The sequence below is a fragment of the Sphingomonas sp. SL1004 genome, assembly GCF_057815015.1.
Window position 1 is genome coordinate 112369 of the sequence record NZ_JBYMUX010000001.1, and the last position, 19051, is coordinate 131419.

16 protein-coding genes are annotated in these 19051 nt (G+C 67.9%); 3 read left to right on the forward strand and 13 right to left on the reverse strand.

Going from position 1 to position 19051, the window contains the following annotated elements; genetic code table 11:
• Nucleotides 1-75: 75 nt before the first annotated feature.
• The gene (locus AC3D24_RS00585) at nt 76-2154 is read left to right on the forward strand and encodes an HAD-IIB family hydrolase (protein ID WP_489027273.1); all 2079 of its coding nucleotides are present in this window, start codon (nt 76-78) and stop codon (nt 2152-2154) included.
• The gene (locus AC3D24_RS00590) at nt 2151-3008 is read left to right on the forward strand and encodes a glycosyltransferase family 2 protein (protein ID WP_489027274.1); all 858 of its coding nucleotides are present in this window, start codon (nt 2151-2153) and stop codon (nt 3006-3008) included. Before AC3D24_RS00585 ends, AC3D24_RS00590 begins: the two co-directional genes overlap by 4 nt.
• A 259-nt stretch (nt 3009-3267) precedes the next feature.
• Here the strand turns inward: AC3D24_RS00590 and AC3D24_RS00595 are convergent, their stop codons facing one another.
• The gene (locus AC3D24_RS00595; protein ID WP_489027276.1) at nt 3268-4368 is read right to left on the reverse strand and encodes a glycosyltransferase; all 1101 of its coding nucleotides are present in this window, start codon (nt 4366-4368) and stop codon (nt 3268-3270) included.
• Nucleotides 4369-4519: 151 nt separating this feature from the next.
• Here AC3D24_RS00595 and AC3D24_RS00600 point away from each other — a divergent pair, with 151 nt between their 5' ends.
• Nucleotides 4520-5455 (forward strand): LysR family transcriptional regulator, encoded by a 936-nt coding sequence (locus tag AC3D24_RS00600; protein ID WP_489027278.1) that lies wholly within the window; start codon nt 4520-4522, stop codon nt 5453-5455.
• Here AC3D24_RS00600 and guaD read toward each other — a convergent pair.
• From guaD to AC3D24_RS00660, 12 genes are read right to left on the reverse strand one after another with little or no spacing between them, the layout of a single operon-like run.
• The gene (gene guaD / locus AC3D24_RS00605; RefSeq protein WP_489027280.1) at nt 5443-6759 is read right to left on the reverse strand and encodes a guanine deaminase; all 1317 of its coding nucleotides are present in this window, start codon (nt 6757-6759) and stop codon (nt 5443-5445) included. The two genes, AC3D24_RS00600 and guaD, sit on opposite strands and share 13 nt — an antisense overlap.
• Nucleotides 6759-7679 (reverse strand): xanthine dehydrogenase accessory protein XdhC, encoded by a 921-nt coding sequence (gene xdhC / locus AC3D24_RS00610; RefSeq protein WP_489027282.1) that lies wholly within the window; start codon nt 7677-7679, stop codon nt 6759-6761. The genes guaD and xdhC overlap by 1 nt, the downstream gene beginning before the upstream one ends.
• On the reverse strand, nt 7676-9958 hold the full coding sequence (xdhB, locus tag AC3D24_RS00615; protein WP_489027283.1) for a xanthine dehydrogenase molybdopterin binding subunit: 2283 nt from the start codon (nt 9956-9958) through the stop codon (nt 7676-7678). Before xdhB ends, xdhC begins: the two co-directional genes overlap by 4 nt.
• Complete coding sequence (xdhA, locus tag AC3D24_RS00620) at nt 9951-11384, reverse strand: xanthine dehydrogenase small subunit (RefSeq protein WP_489027285.1); 1434 nt, start codon at nt 11382-11384, stop codon at nt 9951-9953. The genes xdhB and xdhA overlap by 8 nt, the downstream gene beginning before the upstream one ends.
• Nucleotide 11385: 1 nt before the next feature.
• Nucleotides 11386-11718 (reverse strand): hydroxyisourate hydrolase, encoded by a 333-nt coding sequence (gene uraH, locus AC3D24_RS00625; RefSeq protein ID WP_489027287.1) that lies wholly within the window; start codon nt 11716-11718, stop codon nt 11386-11388.
• Complete coding sequence (locus tag AC3D24_RS00630) at nt 11715-13133, reverse strand: FAD/NAD(P)-binding protein (RefSeq protein WP_489032991.1); 1419 nt, start codon at nt 13131-13133, stop codon at nt 11715-11717. The genes uraH and AC3D24_RS00630 overlap by 4 nt, the downstream gene beginning before the upstream one ends.
• Nucleotides 13133-13609: a 2-oxo-4-hydroxy-4-carboxy-5-ureidoimidazoline decarboxylase gene (uraD, locus tag AC3D24_RS00635; protein ID WP_489027289.1), complete on the reverse strand. Its 477-nt coding sequence runs from the start codon at nt 13607-13609 to the stop codon at nt 13133-13135. The genes AC3D24_RS00630 and uraD overlap by 1 nt, the downstream gene beginning before the upstream one ends.
• Nucleotides 13606-13986, reverse strand: a complete 381-nt coding sequence (gene hpxZ, locus AC3D24_RS00640) for an oxalurate catabolism protein HpxZ (protein WP_489027291.1) — start codon at nt 13984-13986, stop codon at nt 13606-13608. Before hpxZ ends, uraD begins: the two co-directional genes overlap by 4 nt.
• Nucleotides 13983-14870 (reverse strand): allantoinase PuuE, encoded by an 888-nt coding sequence (gene puuE, locus AC3D24_RS00645; protein WP_489032993.1) that lies wholly within the window; start codon nt 14868-14870, stop codon nt 13983-13985. The genes hpxZ and puuE overlap by 4 nt, the downstream gene beginning before the upstream one ends.
• Nucleotides 14867-16048 (reverse strand): pyridoxal-phosphate-dependent aminotransferase family protein, encoded by a 1182-nt coding sequence (locus AC3D24_RS00650; RefSeq protein WP_489032995.1) that lies wholly within the window; start codon nt 16046-16048, stop codon nt 14867-14869. Before AC3D24_RS00650 ends, puuE begins: the two co-directional genes overlap by 4 nt.
• A gap of 43 nt (nt 16049-16091) precedes the next feature.
• Nucleotides 16092-17474, reverse strand: coding sequence for a Zn-dependent hydrolase (locus AC3D24_RS00655; RefSeq protein WP_489027293.1), 1383 nt, complete (start codon nt 17472-17474; stop codon nt 16092-16094).
• Nucleotides 17468-19051: a gamma-glutamyltransferase family protein gene (locus AC3D24_RS00660; protein WP_489027295.1), complete on the reverse strand. Its 1584-nt coding sequence runs from the start codon at nt 19049-19051 to the stop codon at nt 17468-17470. The genes AC3D24_RS00655 and AC3D24_RS00660 overlap by 7 nt, the downstream gene beginning before the upstream one ends.

Here is a 19051-nt window from a genome sequence, read left to right on the forward strand (position 1 = left end):
TTGATGGCATGTGCCGGGAACCCCGCAACCCCGCAAGCGGTTCCGTTGTCTGAATCATAGATGAACGGGGGAAGGGTGTTCGTTCTCCATATCGCGTTGCAGGGGTGTCTGCGCGCAATCGATGTCGAATATGGCATCACTGCAGATACCGGTGGTCATATCCGCTATCTGCTGGATCTCGTCACGGCCAGCGGGCGGCATCCGGCGATCGACCGGATGGAGATCGTCACGCGCGCCTTCCATCACGCGGTGTATGCGGAATGCTATGCCGAGCCGGTTGAGCGGATCGATGCGAAGACGCGGATCGTGCGGCTGTCGACCGCATCCGACGCATATCTGGTGAAGGAAGATCTGTGGACTGAGCATGACAGCCTGGTCGATGCGCTGGTCGACCATATCGACGCGCTGGACCGCCGGCCCGACGTGATGCACGCGCATTATGCCGATGCCGGGCTGGTTGCCGCGCGGGTGTCGGCGCGGACCGGGATCCCGTACGTGTTCACCGCGCATTCGCTGGGGCGGGTGAAGCGCGCCGCGTTCGATCGCGACTGTGCGGAGACCGCCGGGCTGGATCGACGCATCGCCATCGAGGAGGAAGCGATCGGCGCGGCGGCAGCGATCATCGCCTCGTCGCGCGACGAGGCCGAGGTGCAATATGCCGATTACGATGCCTATGATCCGGGCCGGATCCGCGTGTTCGCGCCGGGCAGCGACCTGAAGCAATTCGCGAACTGCCCGACCGATCCGAAGGTCGATGCGCTGTTCGACCGCTTCCTGACCGAGCCCGGCAAGCCGGTGATCCTGGCGATCGCACGACCGGTCACGAAGAAGAACCTGGCGGCTCTGGTCCACGCCTATGGCAATTCGCCGGCGTTGCAGGCGGCAGCGAACCTTGTGATCCTGGCGGGGACGCGCGACGATCTGACCGCGCTCGAGCCGGAGATCCGCGACAACCTCGCCGAGTTGCTGCAGCTGATCGACCGGTACGACCTGTACGGGAAGGTGGCGTATCCCAAGCAGCATCATCCCGACGACATCGCTGCGGTCTATGCCCATGCACGCGAGAGGCGGGGGGTGTTCGTCAACCCGGCGCTCAACGAACCGTTCGGGCTGACCCTGCTGGAAGCGGCGGCGAGCGGGTTGCCGGTGGTCGCGACCGACAGCGGCGGGCCGAACGACATCGTCGAGACGTGCGGCAACGGCATCCTGATCGATCCGCGATCGCCAACCGCGATCGCCGACGGGCTGCTTAAGATCCTGTCCGATCCGGCACTGTGGACCCGCTATTCCGCGGCGGGATCAGTAGCGATCCGCGCGTATGACTGGGACCGGCACGTCGCGCTCTACGCCGAACTGTTGGGCGAGGTGATCGGCGCGGCGACACCGGCGGCGACGCGTACGCCGGAACTGCTGTTGGTATCGGACATCGACGGGACGCTGATCGGCTGTGCGGACGGGGTCGGCGATTTTGCGAAATGGCACGGCGCGCAGACCGACGTGGCGTTCGCGATCGCGACCGGGCGCAGCTTCCACAGCGCGATGGCGGTGCTCGGCCAGCATGATGCGCCGAGGCCGGAGATCCTGATCACGTCGGTCGGGTCGGAGATCTACTACCGGACGCTCGGCGGCGCGGTGTACGACCGCGATACCGAATGGGACGGGATCATCGCCGCGGGCTGGGACCGCGAGGCGGTGGCCGACCTGATCGCGCGCCATGCCGCGCTGACGCCGCAAAGTCCGCTCGAGCAACGCCGGTTCAAGCTCAGCTATTTCGCTGACGGCGACATGGCGGCGGCGGAACGCGTCCGCGCGCTGCTGGCGGAGCACGGCCATAGCTGTTCGATCATCCAGAGCCATGGGCGCTATCTCGACATCCTGCCGCATGCCGCGTCGAAGGGCACGGCGGTCGAGCACGTCCGGCGGCGACTGGGGCTCGGCGCCCGGCAGGTGATCGTCGCGGGCGACAGCGGCAACGATATCGAGATGCTGCGATCGTCGCGCCATGCGATCATCGTCGGCAATTATTCGGACGGGCTGGGTTCGCGTGCCGATCTCGCGCACGGCTATGTGTCGGTCGGGCATCATGCGCGCGGGGTGATCGAGGGAGTGTCGTATTTCCGCGGCGTCGGGGCGGGGATCCGGAAGGCGTCGTGAGTGTCAGCGTCCTGACGTTGGTACGGGGCCGGCGCGAGCATCTCGTCAACCTGATCGCCGGGCTGAACGCGTCGACGCGCGCGCCCGACGAGCTGGTGATCGCGTATATGCAGGACGCGCCGCATGACGGCTTGCCGGAAACGCGGTTTCCGATCCGGTCGGTGTTCGTCGCGGGGGACGAGATGCCGCTGGCGGCGGCGCGGAACCGGGCGGCGGAGGCGGCGAGAGGCGAGCAGCTGATCTTCCTCGACGTCGACTGCGTGCCGTCGCCTACCCTGGTCGAATGCTATACAGAGACGTCGGCATGGCCCGGCGGGATACGCTTGGGTGATGTGCTGTATCTGCCTGCGGGGGCACTCGATGACGGGCTCGATTTCGCTATGCTCGATGCAGTCGGTCAGCGCCATCCGGCCAAGCCGCCGATCGCGCTGGACGAGATACGGCCGACACCCGATCACGGCGAATTATGGGGCCTGTCGTTCGCGATCTCGGCCGAGGACTGGGATCGCGCCGGCGGCATGGACGAGCGCTATGTCGGTTACGGCGGCGAGGAGACCGACTTCGCCGCGCGGCTGGAGCGGGCGGACATCGCGATGTGGTGGGTCGGGGGGGCGCGGGCGTATCACCAGCATCATGTCGTCCACACGCCGGCCTATCAGCATTTCGATGCGATCGTGCGCAACGCCCGCCTGTTCCGCGCGACCTGGGGGCGGTGGTGCATGGACTATTGGTTGGGACAGTTCGCCGAGCGCGGGTTGATTGGGTGGGATGCGGACACGATCACGGTGTTGCGCCGGCCCGGGGTGGAAGAGGTTGCGGCGTCGCGGATGCCCGCGGGGGTCTTGTTTAGCTGAGGTTGGGCGCGTTGGCATCAACCCGGATGGGGCGAAGATTGCCGGTCGCTCCCCGCAAGCATTTCTGCAGCCCGCCCGCTCTAAACGCCTCCGCGATGAGCCCGTCACCCCAGCGAAAGCTGGGATCTCATCGTGGGGCGGCCGCCACCTGCCCCGCGGGAGACCCCAGCTTTCGCTGGGGTGACGGGAGGCGGTGTAGGGCGGGCGGCGGGGCGAGGTAATGGGAATGCTGGACCGTCAGAAAGAACGAGTGATCACATTACGCCGGCGCCCATAACGACACCGCCAGCCCTTCCAGATAGTCGGCCGCGACCTTCGCCGCGTCCGCGTCGTACAGGTCCGCCAGCGCGGTCGGGTCGAGCGCCTTCGCCGCATCCAGGATGCCGCGCCACGGCGCCAGCGCGCCGGGCCATGCGGGCAGTGCGACCGCGGCGCCGAGTTCCGCGAGCCGCTCCGCCTTGCGGGTCTGTTCGCCAAAATACCGCCATTCCGGCGCGCATACATAAGGTCGGCCAACGCGTGCGATCTCGTGCACCGTGTTGTCGCCGGCGGACGCGATGACGACGTCGGCGGCGGCGATGTGATCGGTGACGCCGGGGACCCAGCCCCGCTCGACCAGATTGCCGAAATCGGTCTCGTGACCCTCGCGGTGGACCGGGCCCAACACCAGCCACAGCGCGTCTGGCACCGCCCGCGCCGCCATCGTCAGCGGCGCGTACGGCGTGCCCGCGCCGCCGCCGCCGGTGAGGACGACGATGATCTCCTGGTCGGGATCGAGCCCGAGTTTCGCGCGCGCTTCCGCCTTGGTCGGGACGGCGTCGACCGTCGTGCACAGGCCGCCCGCGTAACACGTCTTCGTGCGCACCCAGTCGGGCGTGTCGGCCTGCTCGAGAGGTTCGCCGAACGGTGCGAGCAGGCCGACGCTCGCCTGGTACGCGCCGAGATGGCCGGGATCGAGCCGGTCGCCGTGCATGCGGATACTGATCGCGGGCACGCTGGCGATCCGCGCGAGCAGTGCGATCTCCGCCGAGACGTCGACCACGAACAGCGCCGGGTCGACATCGTCGAGATGGTCGACGATCGTCCGCATCGTCGACCGCGTCTTGGTCACGCCGAGCGGGACGCAGTGCATCACCTCGGGCGTCGCTTGCGCGAACAGCTCCGGGGTCGGCACCGGCGCGCCGATCATGTCGGGCAGCGCGGCGATCGCAATCGATCGCTCGAACCCGTCGAACAGCGACGGCTTGGCAGTCAGGATCGTCACCGCGCGGTCGGCGGGGAGTTCGCGGATGATCGCCATCGCGCGATTGGCGTGGCCGCGGCCCTGATGATGGATGAAGAACGTGATCGGCTTGCTCATGCGCGTCGTTCTATCGGCGGGTTGCCGAAATGCGACTGATATCGATCAAGACTTTCCCGCAATGATCGATTTCGGCAGTAGGCGCGGGGGTTGACCTGCACCGCCCTGATGCCATGAGCGATGCCGTCCGTTGCATAAAACAGAGTGGTTCATGCCCGCCTTTTCGCGTTTCCTGCGCTACTTCGTCGCGGTCGGGCGGCTCGGCTCGATCCGCAAGGCTGCCGACGTGCTCAACGTGTCGGCCTCGGCGATCGACCGGCAGATCCTGAACGTTGAGGCGGACCTGGGGATGCCGCTGTTTGAGCGCCTGCCGACCGGACTGCGGCTAACCGCGGCGGGCGAGATGCTGATGGCGTCCGGGCTGAAATGGCAGAAAGAGCTAGCCGACGTCCGGACCCAGATCGAGGATCTGCGCGGGCTGAAGCGCGGCCATGTCGACATCGCGATCATCGATGCGCTGGCCAAGGGATATATCCCGAGCATCGTCCATGCGATCCAGACCCAGTATCCGGGCATCACGATCGGCATCAAGGTGCTGAACAACGACGCGGTGCGCAGCGCGATTTTGAGCGGCGAGGTGGATTTCGGCATCTTCTTCGAGCCGCAGTCCTTTCGCGGCATCACCGTGCGCGCGTTCGTCGAGGTTGTGCTCGGGCTGTTGACACCGGCCGGGCATCCACTCGGTCAGCAGCGCGAGGCGCGGTTCTCGGCCTGTGCGGGTTCCGCGTTGATCGTGCCCGCCGAGCCGCTCGCGGTGTGCCAGCAGATCGCGGCGCTCGAAGGGCATACCGGCGTCGTGGTCGACAAGACGGTGCGGTCGGACAATATCCAGATGATTACGTCGCTGGTACTGCAGAGCGTCGGGATCGGCATCCTGACCTCGATCGACGTGACGACCGAGGTGCGACGCGGGCTGTTGCAGTTCACCAGGATTTCCGACGCGATCCTGCGGCCGATGATCCTGGCGCTGTGCACCGCGTCGGCGCGGACGCCGTCCTATGCGGCGGGCCTGGTCCTGCGCGAGATCGAGAACGGCTTTGCGCAACTGAGCTATCCGGCGTCGATGGAAGCCGGTCAGGAGGAGTGATCAGCACTGCGGCGGGCGAAACCTTGGGCTCTGTCCCACGCGACTTCGCCGAGCACGTAAGTCCGGTGGATCGCCCGGTCGTCGGCAAGGATCTGTAGCGCGAATAGGCGTTCGGCGAGACTGGCGCCGCGTGTCCGGCGCGCGAGCAGCGGCGTAGCGGTATCGTCGAGGACGGCGAAATCGGCTTCCTGGCCGGGTTCCAGACTGCCGACCCGGTCGTCGATGTGCAGCAGCGCCGCGCTGCCCGCGGTGGCGAGGTAGAGCGCGCGGAACGGGTCGAGCGAAACTTCGCGGGCGAGTGCGGCTTGGTAGGCGAGCCCTGCGGTGTGCAGCATCGAGAAGCTGGTGCCCGCGCCGATATCGGTGCCGAGACCGAGGCGAACGCCGTGCGCGTCGGCCTGGCCGAAATCGAAGAAGCCGGAGCCCAGGAACAGGTTCGAGCTCGGGCACACGGCGATACCGGCGCCGCTCTTTGCGAGGCGATTGCAGGCGCGATCGGACAGATGCACGCCGTGCGCGAACACCGAGCGCGCGCCGACCAAGCCGAACCGGTCGTAGACGTCGAGATAGTCGCGTGCATCGCTGAACCGTGCGGCGACGGCGGCGCATTCGTGGACGTTCTCGGACAGATGCGTGTGCAGCAAGACATCGGGATGCGCGGCTACGAGGTCGCCGGCGACGCGGAGTTGGTCGTCGGAAGAGGTGAGCGCGAACCTTGGCGTGATCGCGTAGCCGAGCCGTCCTTTGCCCTGCCAGCGGCGGATCAAGTCTTCGGTCTCGCTGCGGGCTAGGTCGGGGGAGTCGGCAAGGCCGTCGGGGCCGAGGTCCATGAGCACCTTGCCGGAGATGATGCGCATGTCGCGGCCGAGTGCGGCCCCGAACAGGGCGTCGACCGAATGCGCGTGGACGGTCGGGAAGACGAGCGCGCTGGTCGTGCCGTTGCGGAGCAGTTCGTCGAGGAACGCGCTCGCCACAGCGTCGGCATGCGCGCGCTCTGCGAAGGCGCGTTCGGCGGGGAAGATGTGGCGGTCGAGCCAGTCGAGCAACTGCGCGCCGTGCGAGGCGATGCGGTCCATCTGCGGGTAATGGACGTGCGCGTCGACGAAGCCGGGGACAACGAGGCCCGGCAGCGTCTCGGTCGGGACGTCGGCGAAGCGCTCGGCGAGGTCGGCGTGGTGGCCGCGGGCGACGACGATGCCGTCCTCGATGACGAGGAGGCCGTCGCCTTCGTGGCGGACCGCGTCCGGATCGTCGCGGGGATCATGGGCGACGGACAGGATCTCGCCGCGGAAGGCTTTGCGCATCAGGGGCTCGTGAGTTGCAGGAGTTGGGCTAGGGCGGAGATGGCGATGACGTCGGGTTCCTTGCCGGCCACGCGGGCGATGCCGATCGGGGAGGTCAGGCGCGCTCTAGCCTCGGCGGGGATGCCTTCTCGGTCGAGCCTTGCGTCGAACCGGGCGCGCTTGGTGGCCGATCCGATGAGGCCGACGAACGCGACGGGCGTGCGTTCGAGCGCAGCCTTGGTCAGTTGGTAATCGATGGCGTGGTCGTGGGTGAGGATCAGGATTGCGCTATCGACCGGCGCGTCCGCGATACACGCGGCGATCGAGGCTTCGGGCACTATTGCGATGCCGTCGATCGCTTCGAACACCGGACGGGTGTCGAACCACGCCAAGCGGAACGGCAGGTTGGTGGCGTGGCGGGCGATGGCCTGGCCGACATGGCCGGCGCCGAAGAGATAGACCGGGCGCCGCCGTCGGCCGACGATCTCGGCGAATGTCGTTCCGGCGAGCGGGATGGGTCCTCGGGCGGAAAGCGCGTTAGGGAGGGTGTCGGCACTCACGTGGCGGTCGATTCTGGCGGCAGTGAGCGTCGAGACGAGAACGCGTTCCTCGGCAGTGTCGGCGATCCAGCCGAGCGTGTCGGCGTCGATATGCTCGACCAGCAACCGCACGCGGCCGCCGCAGCATTGGCCTAGCAACGGCCCGAGCGGGTAGTCCTGGATGCGCCAGCTTCCGGCGGGGTGAGCGAGAATGGCGCGCGCTTGCTCGACCGCGCGGTATTCGAGCTGCCCGCCACCGATCGTGCCGTGAAGCGCCCATGGCGTCACCAGCATGCGCGTGCCGGCACCGCGTGGGGCCGAGCCTTCGCTGGCGAGGACGCTGATCATCGCCGTGGGTTCGTGAGGCGCGATGTCGCGGAGCCAGGTCAGCCAGTCGGTCATGCGTGGTGGCCGGCGATCGCGCGGAGGATCGCTTCGGGGGTGGCGGGCGCGTTCAACGGGGGGAGGGTGCGCCTGTCGGGGGCGGTTGCGGCGATGGCCTGGGTCAGCGCGGAGAAGACGGCGATGGCGAGCATGAACGGCGGCTCGCCAACCGCTTTCGACCGGCCGATCGTCGCCTCGACATTCTCGCCGTCCCACAGCGCGATGTTGAGATGGCGCGGACGATCGGACGCAGTCGGGATCTTATAGGTGGCGGGCGAATGCGTGAGCAGCCGGCCTTTGGCGTCGAACACGATTTCCTCGGTGGTCAGCCAGCCCTGGCCCTGGAGGAAGCCGCCTTCGATCTGACCGATGTCGATCGCCGGGTTGAGCGAGCGGCCGACGTCGTGGAGGATGTCGACGGCCAGGACCTTGTGCTCCCCGGTGAGCGTGTCGATCGCGACTTCGGCGAGCGCTGCGCCGTATGCGAAGTAGAAGAACGGACGGCCTTTGTGTGCGGCGCGATCGTACGCGATGCCGGGGGTCGCGTAATAGCCCGTCGCGGACAGCGAGATGCGGCCCATATTCGCTTTTCGGGCGACTTCGCGGAAGGTTAGGGTTTCGGTGCCGGCGGTCACGCCTTCCGGGGTGAACCGCACGTCGGCGCACTCGAAGGTCCGCGCCAGAAAATCGGTCAGGCGGTCGCGGATCGTCATGGCCGCGTTGTAGGCGGCCATGCCGTTGAGGTCCGCGCCGGACGAGGCCGCGGTGGCCGAGGTGTTCGGGACCTTGTCGGTGCGCGTGGCCGTTATGCGGACTTGCGATACCGGCACCGCGAAGACGTCCGCGACGATCTGCGCGATCTTGATGTAGAGGCCCTGGCCCATCTCGGTGCCGCCGTGATTGATCTGGATGCTGCCGTCCGCATAGACGTGCACCAGCGCGCCGGCCTGGTTGAGATGCGTCGTGGTGAAGCTGATCCCGAATTTTACGGGAGTGAGCGCGATGCCCTTCTTGATGATGGGGCTATGTGCATTGAAGGCGTCCACCGCCTGCCGTCTCGCATCGTAGGACGCGTCTTCTCGAAGTTTGGCAATCAGTTGCGGGGCGATATTGTCGGCAACTGTCATGCCGTAGGGCGTGACGTTGCGATCTGGCGCGTAGAGGTTGGCGAGCCTGACCTCCAACGGATCGCGGCCGAGATGCGCGGCGATGTCGTCGATCACCCGCTCGATCGCCAACATGCCCTGCGGCCCGCCGAATCCGCGAAAGGCCGTGGCGGAGACGGTGTTGGTCTTCAGCCGTTCGGACAGGATCTCGACGTCGGGGAGCCAGTAGCAATTGTCGCAGTGGAACATCGCGCGGTCGTTGATCGCGGGGGAGAGGTCGACGGTGGCCCCGCAGCGCGAGGCGAGGTGGAGTCGCAGCGCGAGGATGCGGCCTTCGTCGTCGTAGCCGACGTCGTAAGCAATCTCGAAGTCGTGCCGCTTGCCGGTCATGATCATGTCGTCGTCACGGTCGCAGCGGAATTTGGCGGGGCGGCCGGTCGTGTCGGCGACCAGCGCGGCGGCGGCGGCGAAGGCGGCGGCCTGCGTCTCCTTGCCGCCGAACGCGCCACCCATCCGGCGGACTTCGACGGTGACGTCGGCCGAGTTGCGGTGGAGCAGGTGCCCGACGAGGTGCTGGATCTCGCTCGGATGCTGGGTCGAGCTGAGGATATGGACTTGCCCGTCTTCACCCGGGGTGGCGACCGCGACTTGCCCTTCGAGGTAGAAATGATCCTGTCCGCCCATTGCGAAACCGCCTGCGATTTTGTGAGGGGCGGTGTCGAGTGCGGCGCGCGCATCGCCCCGGGCCATGCGCTGGGTCGGCTCGATCAGCGATCGTGCGTCACGGGCCGCGTCGATCGTCAGGCGGGCGAGGCGCGGTTCATAGTTGATGGTACCGAGCTGGGCGGCGGCGCGGGCGGCGCGCTGGCTGGTCGCGGCGACGAGGAATATGGGCTGGCCTACGTACAGGACTTCGCCGTCGGCGAGCAGGAGGTCGTCCTTGGCGACGGGGCTGACGTTGTTCGCGCCGGGGATGTCGGCCGCGGTGAAGACCGCGACGACCCCAGGCGCGGCGCGGACTGCGGTGAGATCGATCGCGGCGATCCCGGCATGCGCTTCGCTGCTCTGGCCGAATGCGAGGTGGAGCATGTCGCCGGGTTCGGCGACGTCGTCGACGTACAGCGCGGCGCCGCTGACGTGGAGGCGGGCGCTGTCGTGCGGGTTGCTTGGCTTGGGATTGCGGTCAGGCACCGGCGGATTCCAGGTCGAGCACGGAGACGGTTTCGCCCTGCGCCTTGTACCAGAGGCGGAGGAGCAGGTTGGCGGCGGCGTCGATGCGGTAGGCCGCGGACCCGCGGACGTCGGTGAGCGGGGCGTAATCGGTGCGAAGCGCGTCCATGGCGGTCTGGATCGTGGCGAGGGTGAAGGGCTGGCCGGTGAGGGCTGCCTCGCATCCGACGGCGCGCTTCGGGGTTGCGGCCATGCCACCGAAGGCGACGCGGGCGGTGGTGATCTCGCGGTCGCGGACGGTCAGGTTGAACGCGCCGCAGACCGCGGTGATGTCGCTGTCGAAGCGCCGCGCGAGTTTCGAGATGTGGATCACGGCGTCCGCATCGGGGCGAGGGATGTGGAGGCTCTCGACGAACTCGCCGGGGCGGAGATCCTGGTGTCCGTATTCGACGAAATAGCTTTCGAGCGGCATCGTTCGGCGGCCTTCGGCGCTGCGCACCGTGAGCGTCGCGCCGAGTGCGATGAAAGCCGGCGGGCCGTCGCCGATCGGGGAGCCGTTGGCGATGTTGCCGCCGATCGTGCCGGCGTTGCGGACCTGGAGACCGCCGAGGCGTCGGGTCAGTTCGCCGAGGTCGGGGTGGAGACGGGTGAAGGCGTCATGTGCGTCGGCGTAGCGAACGACGGCGCCGATCGTCAGGCCCTGGGGGGTGTCTTCGATCCGGGCCAGTTCGGGGATGTCGCCGACGAAGATCAGCGTGTCGATCGTTCGCAGGCCCTTGGTGACCCAGAGGCCGATATCGGTTGCGCCTGCGACGATGCGTGCGTCGGGGTATTGCGTGAGCAGGTCGGCGAGCACGGTCGCGGTGCGCGGGATGAACCATCGGCGGTCGCCGAGGCGCCCCGCGACGGTGTCCGTTTCGCCGAGCGCCTTCAGTCTGGCGACCAACGGAGCGTCATCGCGGGAATATGGTGCGCCGGTATCGCCCGCCGCGAGGATTGGGCCATAACCGGTGCAGCGGCAGAGGTTGCCGGCGATCACGTCGGCGACCGGGAGCGTGTGGCCGGTCGCGCCGATGCTGCGGCCGTGGAGCGACATGACGAAGCCGGGCGTACAGAAGCCGCATTGCGAGCTCCCGTTTTCCGCCATGCAGGTCTGGAGGGGGTTGAGCGCGCCGTCCTTCGCGAGGCTTTCGACCGTCAGCAGCGCCTTGCCGTGGAGCATCGGCAGGAACAGGATGCAGGCGTTTACCGCGCGCCACGTTACCGTGTCCTGCGATGCGTCGAGGTCGCCGACGAGGACGGTGCAGGCGCCGCAATCGCCCTCCGCGCAGCCTTCCTTGGTGCCGGTCCGGCGCATCCGGTAGCGGAGATGGTCGAGCAGCGTGGCGGTCGGATCGACCTCGCTGAGTTCGACCACCTGATCGTCGAGCAGGAAGCGGACGGTCATGTCAGCTGCCGCGATAGGTCGAGTAGGCGAACGGGGAGACGAGCAGCGGCACGTGGTAATGGCCGGCTTCGTCGGCGATGCCGAAGTCGATCGCGACGATATCGAGGAACGGCGGGTCGGGCAGGGCGACGTCGAGGCTCCGGAAATACTCGGCGACGGAGAATTCGAGGCGGTAGCGGCCGGGCTTGATGGCGGGCAGGCCGGGGCAGCGGCCGTCTGCGTTGGTGACGGCGGAGAACAGCCAGACGCCCGCCGCGGTCGACAGCCGGACGGCGACATGGGCGGCGGGCCGGCCATGTGCGGTGTCGAGGACGTGGGTGGAGAGGGTCGTCATGCTGCGGTGTCCTGAAGACGGGGCCATTCGCCGACGAATTCGGCTTCGTCATAGGCGAGCAGGTCGGCGACGAGCGCTTCGCGGTCGTCGAGGAAGAGCTGGTCGGTGATGCCTTTCGTCACGCGGGGCAGCGCGGTGCGAAGCCCGGACAGCGCCGACGCGGATAGGCCGAGGCTCACCAGTGCCGCGTAATTGAACGCGAACAGTCCGTGCAGCGCAGGAGCGTCGGCGGGGTCGCGGGGGAGCAGTTCGAAGCCGGTGCCGAGATAGGGATGCGCATCGATCAGCGCATTCGCCTGGCCGGCTGCAGGAGTGTAACGGTCGGCCCAGCGCGCGATCTTGCCGGCGACCAGTTTGAGTTCGGCACGCAGACCGGAATCGCTGACGAGACCGGTCGAGAGCACGACGAAATCCAGAATATGCTCGCCTTGCGGGGTAGCCACCCGGACCTTGCCGTCTTCGGCTGCGACCGACAGCCAGGGTGCGCCGAGGTGGAGCGCGAAGCCCGGTTTCGCGGAAGCGCGCGCGAACGTGTCGTTAGTGGGCGGCTGGTTGTGGCCGAGGAACGCCGTTATCACCGCATATTTGTCGGCGTCGGCGAGAGCTGGGTAGCGGCCGGTGAAACCGACGCGCTCCATGTGGCGGATGGGGTTGATACGCGGCAGGACTTTGCGTCGGATGAAGACCTCGCAGGCGCCGATGCCCGCTTCCAGCGCGGCGTTGGCGTTGTCGAATGCGGACGCGCCGCCGCCGAGGATACCGATCCGCTTGCCCGCGAGCGCGGCATAGTCGATCGGTTCGCTGGTGTGGGCGTAGAGCGTGCGGGGTAGCGCGTCGGCGATCATTGCGGGCACGTGCCATTCGCCGCCGCCCTGGATACCGGTGGCGAGGACGACTTTGCGCGCGAGCAGAGGTGCTTGGCCGGCGATGTGGAGGCGGTAGAAATTGTCTTCGAGCGGTTCTATCAGTTCTAGCTTCGCGTCGTTCCGGACCGGGAGGGCGAGCACGCGGCGATACCATCGGAGGTACGCCATCCAGTCGCCGCGGGGGATCTTGTCGAGGGCGTCCCAGCCTTCGGTGCCGTGTTGGGCTTCGAACCATGCGCGGAAGCTGAGCGCGGGGATGCCGAAGTCGATCGGGTTGAGGCCCTTCGGCGTGCGGAGCGTGATCATCCGCGCATAGGTGTCCCACGGGCCTTCATAGCCTGCTGGGTTCTCGTCGATGACGAGGATGTTCGAGACGCGCTCGCGCAGCAGGCCGAACGCCACGGCGAGTCCGCTCTGGCCGCCGCCGACGATGATGACGTCGTGGACATGACCTTCGAGGTACACGCGGCGGCGGGTCCAGTCTGGGCCGCCGTGGCCGATCAGCGCGAGTTGGCGGGCCAGGTCCGTTTCGAGGGCTTGAAGGCCGATCACGGGAGGTCCTCCAGCCGCAGCCGGACGATCTCGCCGATCTGGTCGAGCGCGGTGGCGACCTCGATGTCGCGCGGGTTGCCGAGACGCTGCTTCATCGCGGCGAGGATGCCGGCCTTGTCGGTGAGGCGTACGCAGATGATGAACGGGAAGTCGAACCGGTCTCTATAGGCCGCGTTGAGGGCGTGGAAACGGTCGAACTCGGCGGGCGTCAGGCGGTTGAGGCCGGCGGAGGCTTGTTCGGCGGCGGAGGCCTCCGTGAGGGTCCGGTCGATCGCGGCCTTACCGGCGAGTTCGGGGTGCGCGCGGATCAGGGCGAGCTGTTCCTCGGGGCTTGCAGCGTGGACCGCGGCCGTCAGTCCGGCGTGGACGTCGGTGATGGGCAGCGCCTCGGCGGCGCGCTCGACCACCCACGGCGAATGCTCGAACAGCGCGGCGTGGCGTGCGACGAACGCGTCGTTGTCGGCGCCGGTCAATGCGTCGTCCCTTCGAGGCTGACATGTGCGGAGACCACTTTCCAGCCGTCGGCGAACTTCACCCAGGCTTGCGTCTGGCGGCCGCGACGATCGCTGCCTTCGCGGTGAAACTCGGCTTCCGCGGTGGCGAACGCGTCGCCGTAGACGGTGATCGCGACGCGGCCGAGCGTGCGCTGGGGGGAGCCGCCGCGGCCTTTGCGGAAGTCCCGGATCGCGTCGATGCCGTACAGGACTTCGCCGACGCCGTAGCGGTTGGTGGTGGGCGCGGCGTGGAACAGCGCGTCAAGCGCGGCAATGTCGTCCGCCATCAGCGCGCGCTCATACGCCTCGAACGCGTGAGTCACTTCGGCGAGCAGGGTTGGATCGTCGATCGTCATGCCGGATGCACCTCCATCCAGTGGCGGGCGATATCGATGCGGCGCGCGACCCAGGCTTCGCCGCTGGCGATGACGTGGTCGAGGAACTGGGCGAGCGCGAGTGCGCGGGCGGGGCGGCCGGCGATGCGCGCGTGGAGGCCGACCGACATCATCCGGCCGCCTTCGCTGCGCAATTGCTCGAACGTGTCGCGGAGGTAGCGGAAGAACTGGTCGCCCTCGGTGAAGCCATTTTGCGCCACGAACTTCATGTCGTTGGCGTCGAGCGTGTAGGGGACGATCAGTTGTGCGGCCGTGTGGCGGCGGTCCCAATAGGGCAAATCGTCGGCGTAGCTGTCGGCGTCGTAGGTGAAACCGCCTTCTTCCGCGATCAGCCGCGCAGTGTTGGGCGAGGTGCGGCCCTGGTACCAGCCGAGCGGGCGGGTGCCGGTGAGGCGGGTGTGGAGCGCGATGGCCTCGGCGATGTGCGCGCGTTCGACGGCTTCGGGGACGGTCTGGTAGTCGATCCAGCGCAGGCCGTGGCTGGCGATCTCCCAATCAGCGGCGATCATGGCGTCGACTGCGGCGGGGTTCATTTCGAGCGCGCGGGCGACGCCGAACACCGTGACGGGGAGGGCGCGTTCGGTGAAGAGGCGGTGGAGGCGCCAGAACCCAGCTCGAGCGCCATATTCGTAAAGGCTTTCCATTGCCATCGCGCGGTCGGGGTGGCTCGCGGCGCCGACCATTTCGGAAAGGAACGCCTCCGAGCCGGCATCGCCGTTGAGGACGCTGTTCTCGGCGCCCTCCTCGTAGTTGATGACGAACTGCAGCGCGACGCGGGCATCGCCGGGCCATCGAGGGTCGAGAGGTGAGGCGCCGTAGCCGATCAGGTCTCGCGCGAGCGTCATGCGTGCCATGCCTCAAGCGCGGCCTTAACCGCTTCGCCGTCGGGGAGGAGGTAACCCTCTGCCTTCAGGCACGCCTCGAGCGCGGCGAGGGTGAGCAGCACCTTATGCTTCATGGCGTTGTAGCCCATCGCACCTAGCCGCCAGACCTTGCCCTGGAGCGGACCGAAGGCGGTGCCGATCTCGATCTCGAAATGCTCGCGCATCGCGGTGCGGACGCTCTCGCCGTCGACGCCGGCGGGGATGTGGACGCCGGTGACGTTGGTCATCCGGTACGCGTCGTCGCCGAAGACGCGAAGGCCCATCGCGCGAAAGCCGGCGGTCATCGCGCGGCCTGCCGAGGCGTGGCGTGCGAAGCGGGCTTCGAGGCCTTCGCCGAGTGCCAGCCGCGCGCATTCCCTTGCGGCGTAGAGCATCGAGGTAGCTTCGGTGTGGTGGTTGAGGCGCTTGTCGGACCAGTAGTCCATGATCATCGCGAGGTCGAAATAGTTTGAGCCGATCCGCGGGCCGGCGCCGTCCGAAATATCGTCGCGTCGGATGCCGCGCTCGACATGGCGGCGTGCGGCGATGTGCTCGGCGGCGGTGTCGGAGATTGTGATCGGGGCGGAGCCGGACGGGCCGCCGAGGCATTTCTGGAGGCCGCCGGTGACGACGTCGATGCCCCAGCGATCGGTCGCGATCTCCATGCCGCCGATCGTTGCGGTGGCATCGACATAGCTGAGCGCGCCGGCTGCTCGGCATAGCGCGCCGAGCCCTTCGAGCGGTTGCGCCATCGTCGTGGAGGTGTCGCCGTGGACGGAGGCGACGACCTTGGGGGCAGTGCGTTCGATGGCGTGGGCGATCGCGTCGAGCGCGACGGTCTCGCCCCATGGTGCCTCGACCGTTTCGACGACGGCGCCGATGCGGGCGAGGATCTCCGTCAGCAACAGTCCGAAGCGACCGAAATTGATCACCAGCACCGTGTCGCCGGGCGCGACGAGGCTGACGAGAGCCGCCTCGATCCCTGCTCGCGCGGTGCCGTCGATCAGCATCGTCCAGGGGTTGGCCGTGCCGAAGACCGGGCGGTAGAGTGCCATGACCTGGTTCATGTACGCGGTCATCTCGGGGTCGAACTGGCCGAGCAGGTCGGCCGCCATCGCACGCAGCACGCGCGGGTGCGCGTTGATCGGGCCGGGACCCATCAGCAGGCGCTGCGGCGGATCGATTTCCCCGAACAACAAGGGATCAAGCAGGGTCAAGAGTTGCTCCCAATCTATCGATGAAGCCGGACATGACCCGTCGCGCGATCTCGGCATCGGCAGGGTCGACATGTTCGGCGGGATTGTGGCTGATCCCGCCACGGCAGCGGATGAAGAGCATCGCGGTCGGGCATAGCGCGGCCATCACCATGGCGTCATGGCCTGCGCCGGAGACCAGGCGGCGGACGGGGTGGCCGGCGGCGGTGGTTGCTGCGTCCAGCAGGTCCATGAGGGCTGGGTCGCAGGGGCTGGCTGGGAGGTCGTGGATGAGAGTTATCGTGATGTCGAGGTTGCGGCTTGCTACGCCATTCTCTGCAAAACCCCTGTTCCCTCGCGAAGGAGGGGGGCCAGAAGCCGCGATCGATATCGTTTGTGATCCTGGGCCCTCCCCTTCGCGGGGGAACAAAGAAGTCTGGCATGGCTTCCTGCCTGCGATCGTACGGATGGCTTCGAGGATTTCCGCAGCGGCTTCGCCGCAGCGGACTTCGTCACCCGATCGAACGTCTAGCGTGAAGGTGACGCTACCGGGAATGACGTTGGCCGCACACGGCGAGGCCTCGATGCGGCCGACAGTCGCGACGAGGTCTGAGGCTGCAGCTCGGGCGATCGTTTCCACCGCGAGGATCATCTCCGCAGCGCCGGCGAGCGCGTCGCGGCGGAGCGGCATGGAGGTGGTGCCGGCGTGGCCCGCGGTACCGGTGACGATGATTTCGTAGCGGAGTTGCGCGGCGATGCCGGTCACGGTGCCGACAGCGAGCCCTTCGGCTTCGAGTAGCGGGCCTTGTTCGATGTGCGCTTCGAGATAGGCGAGGGTAGTGCCGGGCGCGCGGGCGGCCGTCAGGTAGGTGGCGACGTCCAGGCCTATTTCCGCGAGCGCGTTGGGAACGGAAATGCCCTGCGCGTCGATCATATCGAGAGCGGCTGCGTCGAGCGTGCCGGCGACCGCGCGGCTGGTCAGCATTGCAGCAGGGAAGCGCGAGCCTTCTTCGTCGCCGAACGCGATGACTTCGATCGCGAACGGAAGGCGGCGACCTTGCAATGCGGCGACGGCTTCGATGCCGAGCATAACGCCGAGCGGGCCGTCGTAACGCCCACCGTCGCGGACGCTGTCGATGTGGCTGCCGATGATCAGCGCTGGGGCATCGGGCGCGGTAGCTTCGTAGCGGCCGATCAGGTTGGCGGCGGGGTCAATGCGGATCTGCATGCCGGCTTCGACCATCCACCTTACGACGCGGTCGATCGCGGCGCGGTGCGCTGGCGTTAGGTAACCACGGTAAAGGCTGTCAGGCAGGTCGCTGTAGGGCGCAACGCCGAGTTCGTCGCAGCGGGCGACCGCGCGGGCACCGCCGGGAGGGAGGGCGTTCACCATGCCGCTACACCGCCGTCGCTCCGAGGGTCGGTTGCGCCCTCCAGCCGGCCATCGACATGGCGGACTATCGCACCGGCGTGGCCCATCATTGCCGTCAGCGGGCCGACGCGCTCGACGTCGTGACCGGCTTCGGCGAGCGCAACGTAGAGCTCCTCCGGCAGGCCGTCCTCGATCTTCAGCGTTGTACTTTGCTCGCCCCAGGTGCGGCCCAGCAACCACCGTGGTGCGCTGATCGCCGCCTGGAGATCGCTGCCATAGCGGGCGTAGCGCGTGAACAGCGCGGCCTGCGTCTGCGGCTGGCCTTCGCCGCCCATCGTGCCGTACGCCATCGTGCGGGCGTCGTTGAAACGGGCGAGTGTGGGGTTGAGCGTGTGGAACGGCTGGCGGCCGGGTTTGAGCGCGTTCCAGCCGGTCTCGGCGAGGCGGAACGAACTGCCGCGGTTCTGCCAGGTGATGCCGGTGCCGGGCAGGACGATCCCGGAGCCGAACTCGAAATAGGTCGACTGGATCGCGCTGACCACGCGGCCCTCGGCATCGGCGGCACCGAACCAGCAGGTGTCGCCCCATTGTGGCGGCTGTGGCCAAGGGAGCGCGCGGGTCGGGTCGATCTTTGCGGCTAGCGCGTCGAGCGCGGCGGAATCGTCGAGCAAGGCCTGCGGTTCGTCGGTCATGAAGCCGGGATCGCCGCAATGCCGATCGCGCCACAGGAACGCCTGCTTGGTCGCCTCGATCAGCCCGTGGACATGGTCGAAGCCATCGCCTTCCTCGGCCGCGAGCCGGTCGAACAGGGCCAGGATCAGCAGGGAGGCGATGCCCTGGGTCGGCGGCGCCGTGTTGAAGAGGCGTGCGCCCTTGATGCGGACGGTCAGCGGCGCAGGTCGGGTTGCGCGGTGCTTGGCGAGATCGCCGAGCGAAACCGGGCTTCCGAGCGCCTCGAGATCTGCGGCGATTCGTTCGGCAAGCTCGCCGCGGTAGAAGTCGTCGAAACCGTTCGAGGCAAGCGTGCGGAGGGTCTGCGCCAGAAGCGGTTGCCGAAGCCGATCGCCGATCCGCAACGGGCGGCCCTCGGGTTCGAAGATCGCGGCATAGGCGCCGGGCTGCCGGCGGAGTTCGTCGCCCTTCGCGGAGGCGATCGCCGCGCCGCCGGCGGTGACGGCGACGCCGGACTCGGCATGGCCGATCGCGTCGCGCATCAGGCGGTCGAGCGGAAGGGCGCCGCCAGTCCGCTCCAGCGCCGCCGCCCAGCCGGAGATCGTCCCCGCGACGGTGTTCGCCGCCAGAGGCCCGCGCGTCGGTACGGCGTCGAGGCCGGCGTAGAGCGCCAGGTCGGCCTTTGCCGCTGCGGCGCCACATCCATGCACCGCGTGGACCTCGCCGTCAGGCTCACAGATCAGCCAGAAACCGTCGCCGCCGATCCCGGTCATGTGCGGATACACCACGGCCAGCGTCGCCGCGACGGCGACCGCCGCCTCGATCGCGTTGCCACCGTCGCGCAGCACGCCGAGACCCGCCTTCGCCGCAAGGTGATGCGGCGCGGTTACCATTCCCTTCGCGCCGGTGACGGTTGCGAGTGTCAT

Coding starts and splice junctions, on each gene's coding strand:
- AC3D24_RS00595 (WP_489027276.1), bottom strand. CDS start 4,368: ATGAGCAAGCCGATCACGTTCTTCATCCATCATCAGGGCCGCGGCCAC.
- AC3D24_RS00600 (WP_489027278.1), top strand. CDS start 4,520: ATGCCCGCCTTTTCGCGTTTCCTGCGCTACTTCGTCGCGGTCGGGCGG.
- guaD (WP_489027280.1), bottom strand. CDS start 6,759: ATGCGCAAAGCCTTCCGCGGCGAGATCCTGTCCGTCGCCCATGATCCC.
- xdhC (WP_489027282.1), bottom strand. CDS start 7,679: ATGACCGACTGGCTGACCTGGCTCCGCGACATCGCGCCTCACGAACCC.
- xdhA (WP_489027285.1), bottom strand. CDS start 11,384: ATGACCGTCCGCTTCCTGCTCGACGATCAGGTGGTCGAACTCAGCGAG.
- uraH (WP_489027287.1), bottom strand. CDS start 11,718: ATGACGACCCTCTCCACCCACGTCCTCGACACCGCACATGGCCGGCCC.
- hpxZ (WP_489027291.1), bottom strand. CDS start 13,986: ATGACGATCGACGATCCAACCCTGCTCGCCGAAGTGACTCACGCGTTC.
- puuE (WP_489032993.1), bottom strand. CDS start 14,870: ATGACGCTCGCGCGAGACCTGATCGGCTACGGCGCCTCACCTCTCGAC.
- AC3D24_RS00650 (WP_489032995.1), bottom strand. CDS start 16,048: ATGGGTCCCGGCCCGATCAACGCGCACCCGCGCGTGCTGCGTGCGATG.
- AC3D24_RS00655 (WP_489027293.1), bottom strand. CDS start 17,474: ATGGTGAACGCCCTCCCTCCCGGCGGTGCCCGCGCGGTCGCCCGCTGC.
- AC3D24_RS00660 (WP_489027295.1), bottom strand. CDS start 19,051: ATGACACTCGCAACCGTCACCGGCGCGAAGGGAATGGTAACCGCGCCG.